20 protein-coding genes are annotated in these 21,447 nt (G+C 32.6%); 15 read left to right on the top strand and 5 right to left on the bottom strand.

Going from position 1 to position 21,447, the window contains the following annotated elements; translation table 11 throughout:
• A complete protein-coding gene (locus tag HYN56_RS05215) occupies window positions 1-504 on the bottom strand; it encodes a peptidase (protein ID WP_109191212.1) in 504 nt (167 codons plus the stop codon).
• Between the two features lie 214 nt (window positions 505-718).
• Between HYN56_RS05215 and HYN56_RS05210 the strand changes: the two genes are divergently transcribed.
• The 9 genes from HYN56_RS05210 (at window position 719) to HYN56_RS05170 (ending at window position 11,039) form a co-directional block, all read left to right on the top strand.
• Window positions 719-898, top strand: coding sequence for a Sec-independent protein translocase subunit TatA/TatB (locus HYN56_RS05210; RefSeq protein ID WP_008465789.1), 180 nt, complete (start codon window positions 719-721; stop codon window positions 896-898).
• 225 nt (window positions 899-1,123) lie between these two features.
• Window positions 1,124-1,789 (top strand): hypothetical protein, encoded by a 666-nt coding sequence (locus tag HYN56_RS05205; RefSeq protein ID WP_109191211.1) that lies wholly within the window; start codon window positions 1,124-1,126, stop codon window positions 1,787-1,789.
• A 32-nt stretch (window positions 1,790-1,821) separates the two neighbouring features.
• Window positions 1,822-2,331: a phage tail protein gene (locus tag HYN56_RS05200; RefSeq protein WP_109191210.1), complete on the top strand. Its 510-nt coding sequence runs from the start codon at window positions 1,822-1,824 to the stop codon at window positions 2,329-2,331.
• Window positions 2,332-2,354: 23 nt separating this feature from the next.
• On the top strand, window positions 2,355-2,858 hold the full coding sequence (locus HYN56_RS05195) for a phage tail protein (protein WP_109191209.1): 504 nt from the start codon (window positions 2,355-2,357) through the stop codon (window positions 2,856-2,858).
• Window positions 2,859-2,904: 46 nt separating this feature from the next.
• Window positions 2,905-3,420 carry a phage tail protein gene (locus HYN56_RS05190; RefSeq protein ID WP_109191208.1) on the top strand — a complete coding sequence of 172 codons (516 nt, stop codon included), beginning with the start codon at window positions 2,905-2,907 and terminating at the stop codon, window positions 3,418-3,420.
• Between the two features lie 12 nt (window positions 3,421-3,432).
• On the top strand, window positions 3,433-3,930 hold the full coding sequence (locus HYN56_RS05185; RefSeq protein ID WP_109191207.1) for a GNAT family N-acetyltransferase: 498 nt from the start codon (window positions 3,433-3,435) through the stop codon (window positions 3,928-3,930).
• 22 nt (window positions 3,931-3,952) lie between these two features.
• On the top strand, window positions 3,953-4,252 hold the full coding sequence (locus HYN56_RS05180; protein WP_109191206.1) for a DUF6916 family protein: 300 nt from the start codon (window positions 3,953-3,955) through the stop codon (window positions 4,250-4,252).
• Between the two features lie 24 nt (window positions 4,253-4,276).
• A complete protein-coding gene (locus HYN56_RS05175; protein WP_109191205.1) occupies window positions 4,277-9,532 on the top strand; it encodes an Ig-like domain-containing protein in 5,256 nt (1,751 codons plus the stop codon).
• A 103-nt stretch (window positions 9,533-9,635) separates the two neighbouring features.
• Entirely contained in the window at window positions 9,636-11,039 is a 1,404-nt protein-coding gene (locus HYN56_RS05170) for a glycosyl hydrolase family 8 (protein ID WP_109191204.1), read from the top strand.
• A gap of 64 nt (window positions 11,040-11,103) precedes the next feature.
• Here HYN56_RS05170 and HYN56_RS05165 read toward each other — a convergent pair whose 3' ends face one another.
• Window positions 11,104-11,748 (bottom strand): hypothetical protein, encoded by a 645-nt coding sequence (locus tag HYN56_RS05165; RefSeq protein WP_109191203.1) that lies wholly within the window; start codon window positions 11,746-11,748, stop codon window positions 11,104-11,106.
• Between the two features lie 260 nt (window positions 11,749-12,008).
• Entirely contained in the window at window positions 12,009-14,132 is a 2,124-nt protein-coding gene (locus HYN56_RS05160; protein WP_109191202.1) for a Tex family protein, read from the bottom strand.
• A gap of 116 nt (window positions 14,133-14,248) precedes the next feature.
• On the opposite strand from HYN56_RS05160, the gene HYN56_RS05155 reads away from it, so the two are divergent.
• Window positions 14,249-14,518, top strand: a complete 270-nt coding sequence (locus tag HYN56_RS05155) for a DUF1294 domain-containing protein (RefSeq protein WP_109191201.1) — start codon at window positions 14,249-14,251, stop codon at window positions 14,516-14,518.
• 140 nt (window positions 14,519-14,658) lie between these two features.
• Here HYN56_RS05155 and rpiB read toward each other — a convergent pair whose 3' ends face one another.
• Window positions 14,659-15,090: a ribose 5-phosphate isomerase B gene (gene rpiB / locus HYN56_RS05150; protein WP_091490132.1), complete on the bottom strand. Its 432-nt coding sequence runs from the start codon at window positions 15,088-15,090 to the stop codon at window positions 14,659-14,661.
• A 204-nt stretch (window positions 15,091-15,294) separates the two neighbouring features.
• Here rpiB and HYN56_RS05145 point away from each other — a divergent pair, with 204 nt between their 5' ends.
• On the top strand, window positions 15,295-15,906 hold the full coding sequence (locus tag HYN56_RS05145) for a hypothetical protein (protein WP_109191200.1): 612 nt from the start codon (window positions 15,295-15,297) through the stop codon (window positions 15,904-15,906).
• 30 nt (window positions 15,907-15,936) lie between these two features.
• Complete coding sequence (locus HYN56_RS05140) at window positions 15,937-16,773, top strand: thioredoxin family protein (protein WP_109191199.1); 837 nt, start codon at window positions 15,937-15,939, stop codon at window positions 16,771-16,773.
• A 680-nt stretch (window positions 16,774-17,453) separates the two neighbouring features.
• On the opposite strand, the gene HYN56_RS05135 is transcribed toward HYN56_RS05140, so the two are convergent.
• Complete coding sequence (locus HYN56_RS05135) at window positions 17,454-17,687, bottom strand: putative signal transducing protein (RefSeq protein WP_109191198.1); 234 nt, start codon at window positions 17,685-17,687, stop codon at window positions 17,454-17,456.
• Between the two features lie 110 nt (window positions 17,688-17,797).
• Between HYN56_RS05135 and rnr the strand changes: the two genes are divergently transcribed.
• Genes rnr through HYN56_RS05120 form a run of 3 tightly spaced genes read left to right on the top strand, consistent with a single transcriptional unit; the run spans window position 17,798 to window position 21,365 of the window.
• On the top strand, window positions 17,798-19,978 hold the full coding sequence (rnr, locus tag HYN56_RS05130; protein WP_109191197.1) for a ribonuclease R: 2,181 nt from the start codon (window positions 17,798-17,800) through the stop codon (window positions 19,976-19,978).
• A 25-nt stretch (window positions 19,979-20,003) separates the two neighbouring features.
• Window positions 20,004-20,672: a head GIN domain-containing protein gene (locus tag HYN56_RS05125; RefSeq protein WP_109191196.1), complete on the top strand. Its 669-nt coding sequence runs from the start codon at window positions 20,004-20,006 to the stop codon at window positions 20,670-20,672.
• Between the two features lie 15 nt (window positions 20,673-20,687).
• Window positions 20,688-21,365: a LysE family translocator gene (locus HYN56_RS05120; protein ID WP_109191195.1), complete on the top strand. Its 678-nt coding sequence runs from the start codon at window positions 20,688-20,690 to the stop codon at window positions 21,363-21,365.
• Window positions 21,366-21,447 lie beyond the last annotated feature (82 nt).

The following is a 21,447-nucleotide window of genomic DNA, read 5'->3' as shown; positions in this document are numbered from 1 at the left end:
TTATTTTTTGTCACTTTTCTTTTTCTCCTGAGATTTTGTCTGTTGTTCCTTTTCGGTTTTAGCCACCTCATCTCTTAATTTTATTTCAGCATCAGACGCTTTCATGTTAAAGTCTGCCGGATCTTCGACTGTTTCTGCTAAAATAGAATCTTTATTGAATTTTGAATATTCTAATTCTCCTTTTAAAACTTTCTGAATTCCTTTAATATAAGCTTCATTGTTTCGTAAAGCCGTTTCGAGAGAATCTGATTTAATCGCCAATTGGGTTGCGTTTCTTTTTAACTCTGTGGAGGAATATCCTGGAATAAATTCACGAAGCGGCGTAAAGGCAATTATGAAAGTGGTAATTAAAATTAAAAAAATGCCTCCTAAAGTAAACGTTACAAAGACATTCATTAAATTAAGTTTAAAAGAAAATAGTTCTTCAAAAGTATCTTCATTCAAAATTACCAATCGGTTCTTGGTGAATAATTTTCTTCTGAAACTATGTTTTTTCTTTGACATATTACTCTTTTAATAGGAGCAAATATAGCAATTTAAAATATTGCTAAAGCTCGGGTTTATTTTATGAATTGGCTAAATTCAGGATTTTATAAAATATTTAACGTGGTCTGATCCAAATATTTTAAACTAAAAATACTTTTATTTCGTATATTTCTATATACCTTTGCGGAATAATTATAGAAAACAATTTGCTTCGGCATTAAATATAATAGTCATGGGAAGATTAGGTCTTACAGAAATCCTTGTTATCGTAGGTATTGTGATATTACTTTTTGGAGGTAAAAAAATTCCAGAATTAATGAAAGGTTTAGGAAGTGGAATTAAGGAATTTAAAAACGCTGCTAAAGACGATCAACCTGCTGCTTCTAAAAAACAAGAGGAAGAAACTAAATAAAGTAATTTTTATTACTGTATTAACACCCCAAATTACTTAGGTAGTTTGGGGTTTATTTTTTTTAACATCTTATTTGTATAAACATCATTTTTTTCTTAATAAAATTAATCATAAACGCAGTTCGTCGATTATTATTGCATTTATTAACAAATTTTTTTGTTTTTTTAGCAGACATTTAATGTTTTTAGTACTTTTACTTCGTCATTTTTACTAAAACCATTGAATATGATCGATTTAAAGCGAAGAAACTTTATAAAAAATGTTGGATTCGTAAGTGCGTCAACTTTGTTTTGCAGTTCACTAGTTGCTCAGAACACTTTAGAGAGTTTCTCTAATTCTAAAAATAAGGAAGATAATATTCTTTCTAAATTCTCCAAATTAACTTTTTTTGATGCTTTTCTTTTAGATCAATCATTAGCAGATTGCTATAAAAAATCTATTGTAAACTGGGAAAAAACAGGTTATGCTTCTTCTGGAAACTATTGCTACAGTTCTTCAGATGGTCTTCTTAAAATGTTTCCAATACATCTTCATACCGAAACTACCGGAAAAGTAGATGATGTTCTATTGTGTTTTGGGAAAAATTCAAATGGAGAATGGAAATCGTTAAAATCTTTATCCGGATTTGATTTGGAAGCTATTACCGTTGCTATGAGCGATTTAAAAATATATAGTAATGAGGTTAATTTATCACATTATTTATTTCCTGCTCCTTCTCAGCAATTGAATCCATACGGTTTTGATACAAGAAAAGGAAGTGTATATCTGCAAACTATCTTAGATTCTGAACAAACAACAACAAAAATTATCATAAAAGAAGGTAATAATGTTGTATATCAAAAAGAAGTAATCTCTCAACATAGTCTTGTTGTCCAATCTTCTTTTGTTTAATCACTATTTTATCTTAAAAAAATAATTCTATTATGGCAGAACCATTTTTAGCCGAGACCCGTATCATGTCTTTTAACTTTGCTCCAAAAGGATGGGCATTGTGCAATGGACAACTTTTACCTATAAATCAAAATCAGGGATTGTTTTCCTTATTAGGAACTACATTTGGTGGAGACGGACGAGTTAACTTCGCATTACCTGATTTACGTGGCAGAACTCCTATCCATTTTGGAAATGGTCATACTTTAGGAGAAAAAGGAGGTGAACAAGCCCATACCTTAACTATTTCTGAGATACCAAAACATACTCATTCTTTAAAAGCTAAAACAGATCTTGCTGCTACAAATATTCCGGATAATACAGTCGTTTTAGCTAATGCTATTCCTAATCTTGTTTATAGTGGGCAAAATCAAAATTTAACAGCTATGAGTTCCGGAACGCTAACAAATGTTGGTGGTAGCCAGGCACATTTAAACATGCAGCCTTTTTTAACCCTGAATTTTTGTATTGCCCTTCAAGGAATTTTTCCATCAGCAACTTAATTATTAATTGTAAAAATTAAAAAATGGCACAACCTTACGTTGGTGAAATCAGAATGTTTGCAGGAAATTTTGCCCCTGCCGGATGGATGTTTTGTCAAGGACAATTACTTCCTATTTCTGAGAATGAAACTCTATTTCAATTAATTGGTACTACTTATGGAGGCGATGGCCAAAGTACATTTGCATTACCTGATTTACAAGGCAGAATTCCTATTCATTCTGGTCAGGGCTTTATACTGGCAGAAACCGGGGGTGCTGAACAAGTCACTCTTACAGTAAATCAGATTCCGGCTCACAATCACGCACTACTGGCAACAACAAATTTAGCAGATACTGCAAGTCCTGCAGGTTCTCTGTTGAGTACTAATCCGCCAGGAAATAAAATGTTTTCAAGTGCAACTCCTGCAACTCCTTTAAATGGATCATCCATTGCAGCTACAGGTGGAAGTCAGCCACATGAAAATTTTCAACCTTATTTGTGTGTAAATTTTATTATTTCATTGTTTGGAATATTTCCTCAAACCTAGAAAATCAAATTTTACACTATTTTTTAATATAATAAAACGATATATTATGGATCCTTTTGTGGCCGAAATACGCATATTTTCATTTAATTTCCCACCAAGAGGCTGGGCTTTTTGTAATGGGCAACTTTTGCCATTATCACAACAAACCGCTCTCTTTTCATTATTAGGAACCACTTATGGCGGTGACGGAAAGAGTACCTTTGCTTTGCCGGATTTACAGGGAAGAACACCAATGCATCCTGGACAAGGCCCTGGGTTATCTTTACACGACTTGGGGGAAACCGGAGGATCTGAAACGGTTACTTTATTAGAATCTGAAATTCCATACCACACTCATTCTTTAATGGCTGCAACTTCAAATTCACAGTCAATCACTCCAACAAATAATAGTTTAGGGCGAGGTAATCCTCTTAGAGTTTATTCTACAGGTGCCTCAAATACTGATATGAGTGCCACTAGTATAAATCCTACTGGAGGAAGTACACCTCATAATAATATGATGCCATATTTGACAATGAATTTTTGTATTGCTCTTCAGGGAATTTACCCACCACGAGGATAAAATAATTGGATTTTGGAATTAAAAATAAAAGATATTGCTCTTCGTAACATTCAGGCCTACGATCTTCCTGTACTTTGTGAAATATATGGAAGCACCCGTAAAGAAGAATTAGAAAAAGGAACAAACTGGAACGATGAACAAAAAAGACTTTTTATAGAACATCAGTTTTCTGCTCAGCACGAGTATTATCAGAAAAATTATCTGGGCGGAAAATTCTATATAATTGAAAAAGAGAACGTAACAATTGGAAGATTATATATTGATTTCTTTTTTGAACAAAAGGGCATTCGTATTATAGACATTACAATTCTGCCAGAATGGCGGAATAAAAATATTGGCAGTTCTATTTTAAATGAAATTTTGAAAAAAGCAGCCAGCAACAATTTGAATGTTACGATTCATGTTGAAAGTTTTAATCCCGCTATGGAATTATATAAAAGATTAGGATTTCAAAAAATAAGTGAAACAAATGGAGTTTACCATTTAATGCAATGGAATGCAACGAATTAAAAATAACGACTAACTAAATTATATGGATATATCTTTACTCTCTGTAAATAACTTTAATTCATTACTCAATAAAACATTTATTATTAAAATTTCGGAAGAAATTCAGCTTGACGCGGAATTAATTTCGGTGACCGAATTCAACAGTTATTCTCCATTAGAAAGAAATCCATTTTCTATAGTTTTTCGTACACAGCAAAAAAACGAATATTACGAACAGGGTATTTTTACTATTATACATCCCGAAGAAGGCAATTTAGAATTATTTCTTACTCCACTTGGTTTTGATGAAGTAGGGATGAAATATGAAGCAGTATTTTCTTAATTAGGCCAATTTAAAGCAAAAAAAATGAAAAATAACAAACTCTTAGTTGTAATAGTATTATTAGGATTTCTAAGTTTTGGAATGAAGTACAATAATATTATTAAGAAAAATGTTGTTGCTCCAATAGTTGAAAGTTTAGCAAAAGCTGAAACAACTTTTATTGATAAAAAAGTCAATAATAGAAATAAAAAAACTGAAGTTAAAGAAAATTCAAGTACTTCTTCTGCTGTTGCTGCAACTGTCACTGTGAATAATGTTGTAGCCGTAAATGGCGGTGGAAATCCACAGCCTGGTTCTCAGTTAGATTATACTATTACGATTGCAAATACGGGTGCAGATGATGCTCTGGGGATGACTTTTCAGGATATTTTAGATTCTAATTTAACCTTAGTAGCAAATTCATTTAAAGCAACACCAGTTGCTAACAATAATTCTTATTCCTGCATCGGAAATGTTGGAATTACTGTAGATGCTGCAGGAGGTGTTTTGGCAAATGATGTGAGTCCGGACGCAACTGCTTTAACTGCAACTATTTTAACCAATCCAACTAATGGTACTGTTAACTTGGCTTCAAATGGTTCTTTTACTTATAATCCAACTGCGGCATATTCCGGTTCAGATAGTTTTACTTATACTATAACCTCAACTAACGGGAAAACCTCAACTGCAACAGTGAATATTACCGTAAGTACTCCTATAATCTTTGTAAATAATGCAGCTGCATCTCCAGGAAACGGAACATTGGCAACACCTTATAAACAACTAAGTAGTATTACAGGTTCAAGTGCAAATCCTATTTTTATTTACTCGGGAACAGTTACCGGATCTTTAGCTTTAAATGATAATCAAAAAGTAATTGGTCAGGGAGCAACTTCAAGTTTAGCTTCTATATTAAATCTTACTGTACCAACATACAGCAATTCATTACCTTCTACTGGTGGAGCAAATCCTACTATTGCCGGTATTAGTTTAAAATCGAATAATGATATTCAGGCTGTAGCGATGACCGGAACTTTGTCTGGATCAAATGTAGGCGCTTTAAAAATTAAAAATGCCTCTATTAATGCAACAAATCTTCAGGCAGTAAATATCACAGGAACTGGAACTATCGATTGTATTTTTACAAGTATTTCAGCAAACGGAAACCCTGTAAAAGGAATTTCTGTTAATTCTCCGGGAAGTTTTCAGATTACTGGTTCTGGAAATACAGCAGGTTCCGGAGGTACAATACAAAATATTCAACAAAGAGGTGCCGAGTTTATTTCATGTTCAAATGTCATTCTTAAAAACATGAATTTTACTAATTCAAGTATTTCTGGAGTAAATGGAAATGTTCCAAATCCTCAAAATAATAATACAGATTCTTATGCAGCTCTACATTTTAAAACAATATCAGGAGGAGTTACATTAGATAATATTGCTGTTTCAGGTACTACAAACTCAATGGGAATAAATTTAAATGATGTTAACAATTTTGTTTTAAGTAATAGTACTATCAATGGTTGCGGAAGTGCAAATGGAGGTAATGTAAATGTCGGTGGAATATTTGCCCTTGAATTGAAAGGAACCTGTTCTATAACAAATACTAATGTTAATGATTCCTGGGGAAGAGGTTTTTTTGGATATAATGGAATTTCTCAAAATCCGACTCTAAATCTGACAGTAACAGGCTCTCAATTTAAAAACTCTTTCAATAGATCAAATGGTGACAGTAACTTTATTTTTCAGGCAAGAGGAACTTCAAAAAACACTTTAGTTTTTAAGAAAAATGATTTTTCTAATCCAAAAACAACAGGATTAACTTTAAACTTCGATGGATCTTCTGATAATAATGTCCAAATAGGCGGAAATACACCTTCTACAGATGCTAACATTATAAATGCGGCAACAACAAGTCCAGGAAGTAACGGATTATCTTTACAGGCAAATGGTTCGGCAACTGTTAACTACAACATTATAAATAATACAGTAAAAGCAAGTTATAATGGTGTATATTCCTGTAGCGTTGGTCATCAGGGATCAGGAACAATGAAAGGCCGTATAAATAACAACATTATCGACGCATCTGGTCTTGGGACAACCTCTAACGGAATTTATGTTGCCGTTAGTGGAAATGCCAAACATATAACAGAAATCTCAAATAACATTATTAACAATGCAAGTAATTATGGTGTTTATTCTGATGCGAATGATAATAACATTGCGGGTTCTGCAAGAATAGATGCTACTATAAAAAACAATACTATTAATGTTGTTAATAATGCTTACGCTAATCTTGGTATTGTAGCTACTGCAGATAATAGTTTAAGTACAATGATAAATGCAGCAAATATTAGCGGAAATACTACAAATACAGCAACAGGAGTAGCAGCAACATTTGATGTAATGTCGCAAAGTGCAAATTCTCAGGTAATTTTGCAGGGTACAGGAACTTTTGTTCCCGGAGCTAACAACACGGATAATTCTGCAAAATTAAAAACGTTTTGGGATCTTAATAATAATACCATTGGAACTGCATTACATGAGTTTCCTTATACCGGAAAAATAGTATCCGGAACTGTTACCCTTCCAGATAACGGAACTGCTTCAAAAATGGCTCCTCAAAACGATATTCAGGAGGAAACAAAACCTGCTGCAGAATCAACTGTTAACAATCCTGCTATAACTGATAATTCAGTAACTGCAAAAAGTACAGCTGTAAATGCAACTGCAACAACACTTTCTGCTGGACCATTTACTTTAGCTGCCGGAAAATCTACTGTAATTACTTTTAGTGCGACAATTAATGCCGCTGGTACGTTACCTCAAAATACTTGTGCTGTTACCAATCAGGCAACTGTTAGTGGTTCTAATTTCTCAACTGTAAATTCTAATATTACAACAACTTCAATTAAACCAGGAAATGCTACAGCTACTACAGATACACAAAATATTACTTGTCTGGGAAGTACAGCAGTTAATTTAAATGCAACTTGTCCGCTTGGTACAACTGCTACCTGGTATACTGCAATGAGCGGAGGAACAAGTTTTGCAACAGGAGCATCAGTTACAGCAACTCCCACAGCAAATAATACTACTTATTGTGTTGCTTGTGAAACAGCTTATTGTGCAAGTGACAGAGTTTTGGTAAAAACGGTAACGGGAACTCCGTCAACAACATCGCCACCGGTAACTATAATTGCATGTGATTCTTACACCTGGAGTGCAAACGGAACTACTTATACTAATTCCGGAACCTATACAACAGTGATTGGATGTGATACTAAAACTTTGAATTTAACTATAACTCCATCTACTACTTCAGCACCAGAAACTATAGTTGCTTGTGATTCTTATACCTGGAGTGCAAATGGCACTACTTATACTAGTTCTGGAACCTATACAACCGTTGTGGGATGTGATACTAAAAAATTAAATTTAACGATTACTCCTTCAACCTCGTCCCCTACTGAAACACAAGCCGCTTGTGACAGTTATACATGGCCTGTAAATGGTGTAAAATATACCGCTTCCGGAAATTACACACATAAAGTAGGTTGTGACACCAAAACTTTAGCTTTAACCATCACTAATTCTACAAGTTCTACGCAAACAGAAACCGCTTGTGACAGTTATACATGGTCAGTGAATGGTGTAAAATATACTACTTCCGGAAATTACGACTACACTGTTGGTTGTGATACCAAAACTTTAGCTTTAACTATTACTAATTCTACAAGCTCAACACAAACAGAAACGGCTTGTGACAGTTATACATGGCCAGTAAATGGTGTAAAATATACCGCTTCCGGAAATTACACACATAAAGTAGGTTGCGACACCAAAACTTTAGCTTTAACCATCACTAATTCTACAAGTTCTACGCAAACAGAAACCGCTTGTGACAGTTATACATGGTCAGTGAATGGTGTAAAATATACTACTTCCGGAAATTACGACTACACTGTTGGTTGTGATACCAAAACTTTAGCTTTAACCATTACTAATTCTACAAGCTCAACACAAACAGAAACGGCTTGTGACAGTTATACATGGCCAGTAAATGGTATAAAATATACTGCTTCCGGAAATTACACACATAAAGTAGGTTGTGACACCAAAACTTTAGCTTTAACCATTACTAATTCTACAAGCTCAACACAAACAGAAACGGCTTGTGACAGTTATACATGGCCAGTAAATGGTATAAAATATACTGCTTCCGGAAATTACACACATAAAGTAGGTTGTGACACCAAAACTTTAGTATTAACTATTACAAATTCTACAAATTCAACACAAACAGAAACGGCTTGTGATAGCTATACTTGGCTAGTGAATGGTGTAAAATATACCGCTTCCGGAAATTATGTCTACACTGTTGGTTGTGATACCAAAACTTTGGCATTAACCATTACTAATTCTACAAGTTCAACACAAACAGAAACCGCTTGTGACAGTTATACATGGCCAGTAAATGGTGTAAAATATACCGCTTCCGGAAATTATGTCTACACTGTTGGTTGTGATACCAAAACTTTAGCATTGACCATTACTAATTCTACAAGTTCTACACAAACAGAATCTGCTTGTAGCAGTTATACATGGCCGGTAAATGGTATTACTTATACATCTTCTGGAAATTATGACTACACTGTTGGTTGTGATACCAAAACTTTAGCATTGACCATTACTAATTCTACAAGTTCTACACAAACAGAAACGGCTTGCGACAGTTATACATGGCCGGTGAATGGTATTACTTATACATCTTCTGGAAATTATGATTACACTGTTGGTTGTGATACTAAAACTTTAGCATTAACTATTAACAATTCTTCTGCAATTCTAAAAACAGTAAATTTAAATTCAGGAATATTAACTGCAAATCAATCTGGAGCTACATATCAGTGGTATAAATGTCCAAATACATTATTAACAACTGAAACCAATCAATCTTTTACGCCTTCAGTCGTAGGAGAATATAAAGTTGATATTACAGTTGCAGGATGTACAGTTACTTCTGATTGTATCAATGTAACTACTTTAGGTCTGGATGATTTCAACGTTTCAGAATTTAAAATGTATCCTGTTCCAAGTCGTGGAGTTTTAAATATTGTTACTAAATACAACGGAAAATATATCATAATAGATGCTGCCGGAAAACTGGTAAAATCAGTACATCTAAATGCAGATAGTCTTAATACAATCCATTTAGAAGATCTTGCCGATGGTGTTTACTTAATTCAAAATACTGATCATAATACATTTAAAGCTCAGAAATTTATTTTGAAAAAATAATGTCTTGTTAACTTCTTTATAAATCCTAAACTACAAATTGTAGTTTAGGATTTTTTTTATATCTAAAAAATCTTACTTTTAGGCACCCTAAATTTTTTAAGATATGAAAAACCTATTTTTCGTGATTGCTCTTCTGCTAGCCGCAGAAAGTAAATCACAAACACAGCCTTTTCCTGCCAACAAGGTGTATGGAAACGGACTTATGGCTGTCCCCAGAAGCAGTCAGGATGCTCAAACCAATTATGATACCTGGAAAATCAATTTTGTAGAATACTGTTCTAACGGACGTTACCGTATTAAATTTGACAACTCGTCTGAAACGGTTTCTGAAGGAATTGCTTATGGTATGCTGCTTTCTGCTTATAAAGCAGACAAAACACTTTTCGACGGACTTTGGCTGTATTACAAAGACAATGTAAACACTAACAAAGTTATGAACTGGAAAATTAGCGGCTGTTCCGGAACTATTGGACAAAACGGAGCCACAGATGCTGAACTCGATGCTGCATTCGCTCTTATTGTTGCCGATTATCAATGGACAAGTACTGGAACTATCAATTACAAAAATGATGCAACAGCTTTAATTACTGCCATAAAAAATTACGAAGTTGAAGCCAATACTTATGTTTTAAAACCTGGCGATCAATTTGGTGGAAGTTCAATCACAAATCCTTCTTATTTCTCTCCTGCTTATTACCGCGCTTTTGGCGTTTTTACAAATGATATTGTCTTTTGGAATCAGATTGCTGCAAAAGCTTATACGGTTATCAACAATAATTTGACACAAAATAATGCTGTTGGCGGACTAGTATCAGATTGGTGCGAAGCTTCCGGAAATTATACTCCTATCGCCATAACTAACGGATACAACAAAGAAGGAAAAACATATTCTTACGACGCAGCCAGAACACCTTGGCGAATTGCTGTTGATTATGTTTGGTACGGAACAGCTGATGCTAAAACCTATGCTAAAAAATCATCCGATTTTGTTCGCATCAATCTTGGCGGAACTGCCAATATTAAAGACGGTTACAATCAAAACGGAACCGTAAACGGGCAGTGGCACAATGCTACATTTGTCGGCGATTTTGCCTGCGCAGCTATGGCTGGTGAAAATCAGGCGCATTTAGATGCTTCTTACACAGATTTAAAAAACCTCGACGAACCAAACAGCTACTTTAATCATACTCTAAAAACATTATACTCCTTTTTATTAACCGGTAATTTTTATCTGCCCCCAACTGCTACTCTGTCCAATGAAAATTTCGATATTGAAAAATCTACTGTTACGCTTTTCCCAAATCCGAGCGCTGATCGAATCACAATTAGCGCGCCTCAGCAATCGACTATTTCAGTAATTTCCTCTTCCGGAAGTGTTATTCATCAACAAAAATCAATTTCAGAAAATACAGAAATCAATTTAACCAATCAGGCATCAGGAGTTTATTTCGTAAAAATATCCAATGATGATTTTAAAAGTGTTACTAAAAAAGTTATTTTGAAATAATTATATAATGAATACGCCCAAATTACGAATTGTAATTTGGGCGTATTTTTATTAAAGTAAAAACCTATTTTTTACATTTATTTTTTTCAAAAATAACTTTCAGCTGGTCTATAACTGTATTTGATTTAAAATCTTCCTTTTCAATTGCATCAATAAGTTTGGGACAATCTGAAAAAGCTTCTTTAGACATTTTTCTAACTAAAGAATCTGTTCCCACTGCAAGATTATTTCCTGATGTAGCGAATCCAAAAACTAAATCTTCACTACTACTTTTTCCAAAATAGTAAGCTGTATTAGCAATTGTTACAACAGAACTAGTACCGCCAGCATTTGGTCTTCTGCCTCCCTCTGCCGGTATCGCACCAATTTTTACATCTTTATCATAAACAATATAAAACCAAATTTTTTTCTTTGATTTAGAAAATTTACCTGTAAATAAGTTTGCCGTAGTAAAATAAAATTTTTCTACTATATACTTGTTATTTTCAGTATCTATGTATTCAATTTTTTTTACTTCTGCACTTAAAATCTTTTCTTTTTTGGCCTCTTCATTTATTTTAAAATTAATTTTTGAATCTTCACTTTGAACTAGTTCAGCAAGACCTGTTTTTTTCGTTCCATCTTCAAGATACAAAACTGCTTTAAGAAATTTAGCCTGCCCTATGTTAGAAGATAATAGTGCAATTAGAATTAAAATAATTTTTTTCATGGTATTTGGGGTTTTTAATTAACAGCAAATATAGAATAATAAGTAAGAATTATTTTAACAAATAAAGACGGTAAGTACAATTTTGTTGTTTTAAAATATTTATCATTTTCATATTCAACAAGTTAATACATTTTAAAACTTCACTTACAAAACCAAATTAGACTTAAACCAAAAACTCCCAAATTACGATTGTAGTTTGGGAGCCTTTTATATTTATTCCAGCATTTTTGGAATTTGGATTTTTTAGTATTGGAATTTTATTAAAGTATCATCGTCAGCTGAATTCTCTTTCTGTCTTCATCAACCTCAGTCACTTTCACATCAACATGCTGATGCAATTTTACCACTTCATTTACATCACTCACATAACCCGATTTTAACTGAGAAATATGAACCAATCCACTTTCTTTGATTCCGATGTCAACAAAACAACCAAAGTTAGTGATGTTATTAACAATTCCCGGCAAAATCATTCCGGTTTTCAAGTCTTTGATCGATTTTACATTCGCATCAAATTCAAAAACCTTAGCTGACTTTCGTGGATCTAATCCGGGCTTTTCAAGCTCTTTTATGATGTCTTTCAGCGTTAATAAACCAATTTCAGGTGTTACATACTTTTCGGGCTTAATAAGCGCTGTTTTCTCCTTATTTGCAATTAATTCATTCAAAGAAATATTCAAATCCTTCGCCATCTTTTCCACAACCGGATATGCCTCCGGATGCACAGCCGAATTATCCAACGGATTCTTAGCATTTGTAATTCTAATAAATGCCGCTCCCTGCTGATACGCTTTGTCTCCTAAACGAGGCACTTTTTTCAGCTGTTTTCTGTCTTCAAAAGGCCCATTTTCAGAACGGTATTGTACTATATTTTCTGCCAGCTTCTCTCCTATTCCACTCACATAACTTAATAAGTGCTTACTTGCTGTGTTGATATTAATTCCAACCGAGTTTACACAACGGATTACAGTACTGTCCAATTCTTCTTTAAGTTTCGTCTGGTCAACATCATGCTGATACTGTCCTACTCCAATCGCTTTCGGATCAATTTTTACCAATTCGGCTAATGGATCTGAAAGTCTTCTTCCGATAGAAACAGAACCACGAACGGTTACATCATAATTTGGAAATTCTTCTCTTGCAATTTTTGAAGCGGAATAAACAGAAGCTCCTGCCTCAGAAACCACAAAAACCTGAATAGGTTTATCGAAAGCAATTTTTTTAATGAAAAATTCCGTTTCACGAGAAGCTGTTCCGTTTCCAATAGAAATCGCATCAATTTGATACGCATTTACCATCGAACGGATTTTCTTGATCGCCATTGATTCCTCATTTTGAGGCGCGTGCGGATAAATGGTTTCATTGTATAACAAATCTCCTTTTTCGTCCAGACAAACTACTTTACAACCACTTCTAAATCCTGGATCGATTGCCAGAATACGTTTTTCTCCCAATGGCGGAGCCAATAATAACTGTCCTAAATTGTTAGCAAAAACCTGAATGGAATTAGCATCGGCTTTTGCTTTTGCTTCCTGTAACGTTTCGTTTCCAATTGCCGGATTCAATAAACGTTTGTAACTGTCTTCAATTGCTAATTGCAAATGAGCTGTTGTATTATTTTGCTTTTTAATGATAATTTCATCGATAACATCGTAAGCATCATCAATATCAACATCGATTTTCATTTTGATAAAACCTTCATTTTCTGCACGAAGCATCGCTAATAAACGGTGAGCCGGTGCTTTTGTCAACGGTTCTTCCCAATCAAAATACTGGTTGAATTTCTGTGCGCCTTCTTCTTCAGCTTTCTTTTTCACCACTTTTGTAGCAATCGTCGCTTTACGCTGATATAATCTACGAAGTTGTTTACGAACATAGATGTTTTCGTTAATCCATTCGGCTACAATATCTCGTGCGCCCTGAATTGCTGCCTCTTCGTTAATAACATTTTCATTAATATACTGCGTCGAAATAAAATCGATATCAGCATCGCTTTCAGATATAATCAGTTTGGCTAAAGGTTCTAAACCAAATTCGCGCGCCACATCTGCCTTTGTTTTTTTCTTTTTTTTATAAGGAAGGTAAAAATCTTCTATCTCTTGTAAATCGAAACTTTCTTCGATTTTTTTCTTCAATTCTGGTGTAAGTGCTTTTTGCTCTTCAATAGATTTTAGAACGGCTTCTTTACGTTTTACAAGCGTATCATAATCTTTTTGAAGTTTTGCAATCTGCTCAATAACAGTTTCATCCAGGTTTCCTGTACTGTCTTTTCTATATCGGGAAATAAACGGAATTGTACAGTCTTCTTCTAATAATTTTACTGTGTTTTGAATACTTACTGCCGGTGCCTGAACAGTCTTGGCAATGAATTGAATATTAGTCATAGTTTAATGAAATAATTTCTTAATTTTAAAATGATATACTTTACTTGTTAAATAAACAAAATCCATAAATCAATTATTTTGCTAAAATAATATCTTTGTTTCTAATTTTTAGCCCCATGAAAATTTTATTACTCTATTTTTTAATTATAAATAGCATAACATTCCTACTCACAGGTTATGATAAGTTTCAAACCAAAAGACATAACAGACGAATACCCGAAAGTACGTTGTTTGTATTAGCTTTTATTGGCGGATCTGTTGGGTTATTAACAGGTATGTTTTTCTTTAGACATAAAACGAGTAAAACTTCATTTATTATGAAGTTTCTCTATATAATTTTAGTACAGGCTGTAATTATTTATCTAAAATCAACTCATAATATATAGATATTAACATTGTTGATAACCTCTACTTTAAATAAAAATCTGTTTTTCAAATATTTAAAATAAAAAACCGGATGAATTTAAAAATCCGCCCGGTGTGTTTTTATGTTATTTGGTGCGAAGCACCCGATTTTTTTGACGTTTTATGAACAAGCAATCTTATTTACTCTGTTTTGGTGTCTTCCGCCTTCAAAAGCAGTTTCTAAGAATGTTTCAACAATTTCAACTGCCTGATGAATAGAAGTAAACCTTGCCGGAATACTCACAATATTAGCATCGTTGTGTAAACGGGTTAAATAAGCGATTTCCTTAGTCCAGCATAAACCAGCTCTTACTTTCGGGTGTTTATTAACAGTCATTGCAATTCCGTTACCGCTTCCGCAGATTACGATTCCAAAATCAGCTTTTCCTTCAGATACATCATTGGCAACCGGGTGTCCAAAATCAGGATAATCAACAGAAGCATCTGTATCTGTACCATAATTCGTTACTTCATAGCCTTTTGCTTCAAGCATGGCAACAATTGCTTTTTTATATTCAGGGCCAGCGTGGTCGTTTCCTATCGAAATTTTCATTTTTCTATACTATTAAGTTGTGTTATGCAAATTTAAGTAAAGTTACTCATAGCATTAAAAATAGTTTTAAATATTTTCATTTTGCATTTTATGTTATTTATATAGAAATAATATCTTACAAAATTTATTTGCTAAAATTTGTTTTATATCAGTTTTATACTACTTTTATTTTTAATAACTAATTTACAACCAAAAATATAAGCCATGAAAAAAATCGAAATTTATTTGTTTTATTTTATAACTACAGTCTGTCTATCACAAAAAACTTCTAAACCTCAATATATATTTGATGAATACAATAATTTAATAACATCGGGGCAATTTATTACTAAAAAAGATAATGAAAACCTAGAATTACGTGTTTATGAAATAGATACAGCTATAATTGCACGTTTTAATAAAAAAATAGATATTGGAATGTTATCAACTCTTGAAACGAATACAATTAAAAATGAATTACAAAAAATAAGTAGTAGAAAAATAGATAGTACTAAAACTATAATTATCAATTTTTTCTATAAAGATAATCCAGAACCTAATGGAAGCTGCATTGACTATTATGTAAATGATAAAAATTATAAAAAATACTTTACTAAAAACAACAATGTTCTTCAATTTTTTATAACTGAAAAAGATTATAAGTATAAAAATAATAATGTTTTGCAAGATACTAATGATGTGATAAAAAAGGTATTGTTTAGATATAAATTTGATTGTGGAAACTACATTATTATAAAGTCTAATGGAACTTTTTTTAGAAAGTTAGGAGAATATCGACAAGATGAAATTATTAAAAATATTAATCATTTTAATTAGACATCTAAAAATATATTAGACTTTAATAATATGAAAAAATACATCATCCTACTAATACTTTTTTCCATTCAAATTACGCAAGCCAATTGGCTTACATCCTACGAAGATGCTCAAAAAATGGCATTAACTACCAATAGATTTATTATTGTTGACTTCTGGGCAACCTGGTGCGGTCCTTGCTTGGAAATGGAAAAAAATATATGGAACAATGAACAATTGCAAGAAACCCTTCAAGGTTTTGTAAAACTAAAAATTGATATAGATTCAAATAAGGAATTAGCTGCTAAATATGGAATAAACAGCATTCCAAACATTTTAATTATAGATGCCAATGGTAAAGTTATCCATAACATTTTAGGCTATCAAAATATATCAAATTTAAAATCTGAAATAGAAAAATTCAACTTATCAACAGAGTTCCTATCTGTGGATTTAATAAACTATTTTAAAGCTAAAAACTTTAGCACTACAATTAAACTTACTCAGAAATATTATGATTTTTCACTTCTAGTAGACAGAAACATAAAAAAGAAAACTTTCAATGTCTGTAAAGAATATTTAAATGATTATAAAGCAACATTAGATAAAAAGGATATAGATTATCAAAAAAAGAATCAAAAAATAGAACTGTACAAATTATATGAATTCGCCTATAATTTTGAATTTAATAAGCTAAATAAAAAAATCATAGAGTTTAAAACAGAAGAAATAGATCCTATAAATGAGTACTCCTATTGGTTTTTAAAGTATTTAGCAGAAAAAGTCACTTCAAAAACGACATCTGACATTGAAGAAATCCTAAAAAATAAAGGATTAGAAAGTGTTATTAACAAAGGAAATGAACTCTATTCTTTTTATACAAAATAAATGTTTTCGTTAGTGAATTCATTGCTATTCTCAACTATCTTACTATCAAAACCTTATCAGTTATTAACAATTTTAACAACTCTATAAGTATCTCATAATCAATAAATAATAAACAGAATTTTTGTTAAAATTTTGAGGTGTTGATAGCAGTTTGTAATTGCTTGATATTCAATTAACTTTAAGTTAACAGAAAATGTTAATAAGTTGAAAAAGAAAATTAGAACTTTTTTTTGGTTGTGTCAAAAAAAACCTTAATCCAAAACGGGAATTAAATATGCAAGAAAAGTTTCGGGAATTTTTGGAAAAGTTATCAATATCAAAAATACCATTTTCAACAACTATCAACATGCTAACTTATTTACAAAATCAATTCACTTTTGGTTGTCAACCGTTGTTAATTAAAATACAAAAAGTCTTATAAATAAGTAATTTAACTAAAAATAACTATGTTGATAACTCAGAATAAATAAGTAAAACGAGATTTCAATGACTTCAGAAAAAAATTTATTCGACATATTAACAAGCTATAATAACAACCAAATTTTTTTAAATTTTTAAAAATCTTTTTTGTTGTATTTAATATATGTTGAAAACTAAAAAAGTTTAAAAAGAAAAAAATTGAATTTTGAACTTTTGGTTACAACTGAAATTGAATTTTGAAATTGAATTTTGAGTTTGTTTCAAACGATTTTAAGCGGATTGTTGAGATTGTCCAGAATTTGCTGAACTTGTTCGAAGTCTTCCGGATGAACTTTGAGTTTGATTCCGCCAAGTGCGTTGGAGTAAAGTGGCATAACGGAAAGTGTCATTTCGTTTTCAAAAAAGTATGGAATTTCTTCTTGCTCCAGTAAGTGTTTGAGAACCACTGTTTCGTGCTGATAATTGAATACGGCAATAGTTTGAAAGCTTTCCATAAAGGGTGTTTTTGTAAATGTACGAAAAGTTATAATTTTAATAATTCTATTTGTTAAAATCTGTAATCTGATTTCTTATTTGTAATTTTAAACCTTATAAGAAAAGATATATGAGTAAGAAAATTAGAAAGCCGATAAAAAAAGAGAAAGATTTCTCCGGGAAAATCCTGAAGATTTTATCGCAAAATGCCAATAAGCCATTTAATTACAAACAGATAGGAGCGAAGTTAGAACTTGACGATACAAAAAGCAGAAACCAGATTATAAAAGACTTAAAGATACTGGCTGCTCAAAAGAAAATTGTAGAAACAGAACCAGGAAAATATTTAGTTAAAGCAATCAGTCAGGATTATTATGAAGGAACGATAGATATGACGAGCAGAAAAACGGCATATTTTATTTGTGACGAATTTGAAGAAGATGTTTTTATCCCTACTAATAACTTGAATCGTGCTTTAGACAAAGACAAAGTAAAGGTTTATGTTTATAACCGTAGAAAAGGAAAAAGACCTGAAGGTGAAGTAATTGAAGTTCTGGAAAGAGATAAAACAGAGTTTGTAGGTGTAATAGATATGCAACCTAACTTTGCATTTGTTTCGACTGCAAATCCTAAGATGTATACCGATATTTTTATTCCCAAAGATAAATTGGGAGAAGCAGAAAACGGTGATGTTGTTTTAGTCAAGATTGAAGACTGGCCAAAGAGAGCTGATAGTCCGTTTGGATCTGTAATCAGAGTTTTAGGAAAACCTGGAGAACATAATACTGAAATTCATGCTATTCTGGCTGAATACGGCTTGCCTTCTGATTTTCCGGTAGAAGTAGAGGTGTATGCTCAAAAACTGGATACTTCCATTCAGGAATCTGAGATTGCAAAACGTCGTGATATGCGTGATACACTTACGTTTACAATCGATCCAAAAGATGCAAAAGATTTTGATGACGCCTTGTCATTCAAAAAGTTAGAAAATGGAAATTTCGAAATAGGAATCCATATTGCCGATGTTTCGTATTACTTAGAAGAAGGAACAATTCTGGATGATGAAGCCTATCAAAGAGCGACCTCGGTTTATTTAGTGGATAGAGTAGTGCCAATGCTTCCTGAAGTATTGTCCAACTTTGCCTGTTCACTTCGTCCAAATGAAGAGAAATATACTTTCTCTGCAGTATTTGAAGTTTCTCCAACAGCTCAGGTTATTAACCAATGGTTTGGAAGAACAGTAATTTATTCCGATCAGCGTTTTGCTTATGAAGAAGCGCAATATATCATTGAAACAAAAGATAATACCATTCCGGTTGATGTTTCTATTACCGGAGAATCGTATATTGTTTCAGATGAAATTACCGAAGCGACTTTAAAACTGGATGAATTGGCTAAGATTTTGAGAAAGAAAAGAATGCAGCAAGGTGCGATTTCTTTTGATAAAGTAGAAGTGAAGTTCAATCTCGATGCTGAAGGAGAACCGGAAGGCGTTTATTTCAAGATCTCAAAAGATGCCAATCATTTGATTGAAGAATTCATGCTTTTGGCTAACCGAAAAGTAGCAGAATACATTGGAAAACAAAAGAAAACCTTTGTTTACCGTATTCACGATGAACCAAATGAAGACAAGTTAATTGCAATGGCAACAGTTATTGCTAAATTTGGTTATAAAATAGATTTCCGTAACAAAGGCGATATTTCTAAGTCTTTGAATGCATTGATGGAAGAAGTAAACGGTAAAAAAGAGCAAAACTTAATTGATACTCTTGCCATTAGAAGTATGAGCAAAGCCAAATATTCGACAGAGAATATTGGTCATTATGGTTTGGCTTTTGATTATTACAGCCATTTTACATCGCCAATTCGTCGTTATCCGGACGTTATGGTACACCGTTTGCTGCAATATTATCTGGATGGAGGAGCTTCTGTAGACGAAGAAACTTATGAAACCAAATGTCTGCATTGTTCCAATATGGAAAGTTTAGCAACTAATGCTGAACGAGATAGTATCAAATATATGCAGGTTAAATACATGCAGGATCATCAGGACGAAGAATTCCTTGGCGTTATTTCCGGTGTTACCGAATGGGGAATTTATGTTGAAATCGTTTCGAATAAATGCGAAGGAATGGTAAGAATCAGAGAAATAAAAGATGATTATTATACTTTCGACGAAAAACAATATGCCTTGGTTGGAGCTACTTCAAACAGCATTTTGCAATTGGGAGACGAAATTTATGTTAAAGTAAAAAATGCCGATTTGGTTAAAAAACAATTAGATTTTCATTTTTTAAGAAGAGCCGAATAAAGTATTAATTAAAAAAAATAAAAGTATGAGAAAGCTAATTATTGGAGCAGCAATTTTATTTGTACAAATGTCTTTTGGTCAGGTTACCAAAGAATTAGGTGAGTTTGATACTGTAAAAGTTTACGATAAATTAAGTGTAAAATTAGTGCAGTCATCCGAAAATAAAGTTGTTATAAAAGGAGCTAGAGAAGCAGAATTAGAGGCTGTTAATAAAAATGGAATTCTAAAACTAAGAATGCCTTTTCCAAAACTTCTTTCAGGAAATGATTTAGAAGTTACTTTGTATTATAAGCATATAGAACTAATTGATGTAAATGAAGGTGCAGAAGTAACAAGTAAAGAAACGATAAAAGCTACTTCGTTTAAAGTCAGTGCACAAGAAGGAGGAAAAATTAATGTAGATTTGAATGTTGACAAGCTAAAAGTAAGTTCCGTTTCGGGTGGAGAAATTACTGCTACAGGAAAAGCAGATAACCTTGATGCAGGATTAGGAGCCGGCGGTTATTTCCTTGGAAGTAAATTAGCCACTTCTCAGACCAAAGTAAGCGTTTCTGCGGGCGGAAAAGCAGATGTTAATGCTTCGACCCTTGTCGATGCAAAAGTGAGCGCAGGAGGCTCCATTTACATTTATGGAAAACCAAAGCAGATTAATCAGAAAACAGTTTTTGGAGGTAAAATCGAAGAAGTAAAATAATCAAGTCGTATTTTGATGATAAATGATATTCTGGCTGGACTGCCATGGGGACTTTTTCTAAGCTTTATGGTAGGTCCGGTATTTTTTATACTATTAGAAACCAGTATTACAAAGGGATTCAGAGCTGCAATAGTTTTTGATTTTGGTGTAGTTTTAGGAGATATATTTTTTATAGCAATCGCCTATTTAGGAAGTTACAGATTAATTTCCAGTTTAAAAGACAAACCAGCACTCTTTATTTTTGGCGGAATCATAATGTTGGCCTATGGTATAATTTCTTTTGTGAGATTAAAAAAAGAAGAAAAAATAAACGACGAAGAAATCGACCGTGATATTATTAAAAGAAATTACGGCAGTTTATTTGTAAAAGGCTTTTTACTTAACGTTATTAACATTGGTGTTTTAGGATTCTGGCTGGCAGTAATTATTTCTGTTGGACCAAAATTACAAATGCAGACACCAAGAATGATGACATTTTTCACTGCAGTAATTGTTACATATTTGTTGGTAGATTGCCTTAAAATAGTATTAGCCAAACAGTTAAAATCAAAAATGACACCAACTAATATTCTTAAAATTAAAAAAGGAATTAGTATTGTTTTAATGGTTTTTGGAGTTGCTCTTATGGTTCAGGGCTGGTTTCCAAAAGAAAAAGAAATGGTTAAAAATGCCTTTGAGAAGATTGAAAAGTAGTTGTTAATAACTCAAAAATATAAAATTAAACCTCTGTATTTCAGAGGTTTTTTTGTGTTTATAAGTGTTAGTTTTTAACTTT

This window comes from Flavobacterium crocinum (assembly GCF_003122385.1).
GTDB lineage: Bacteria > Bacteroidota > Bacteroidia > Flavobacteriales > Flavobacteriaceae > Flavobacterium > Flavobacterium crocinum.
This window is presented reverse-complemented; position numbering and strand designations above follow the sequence as displayed.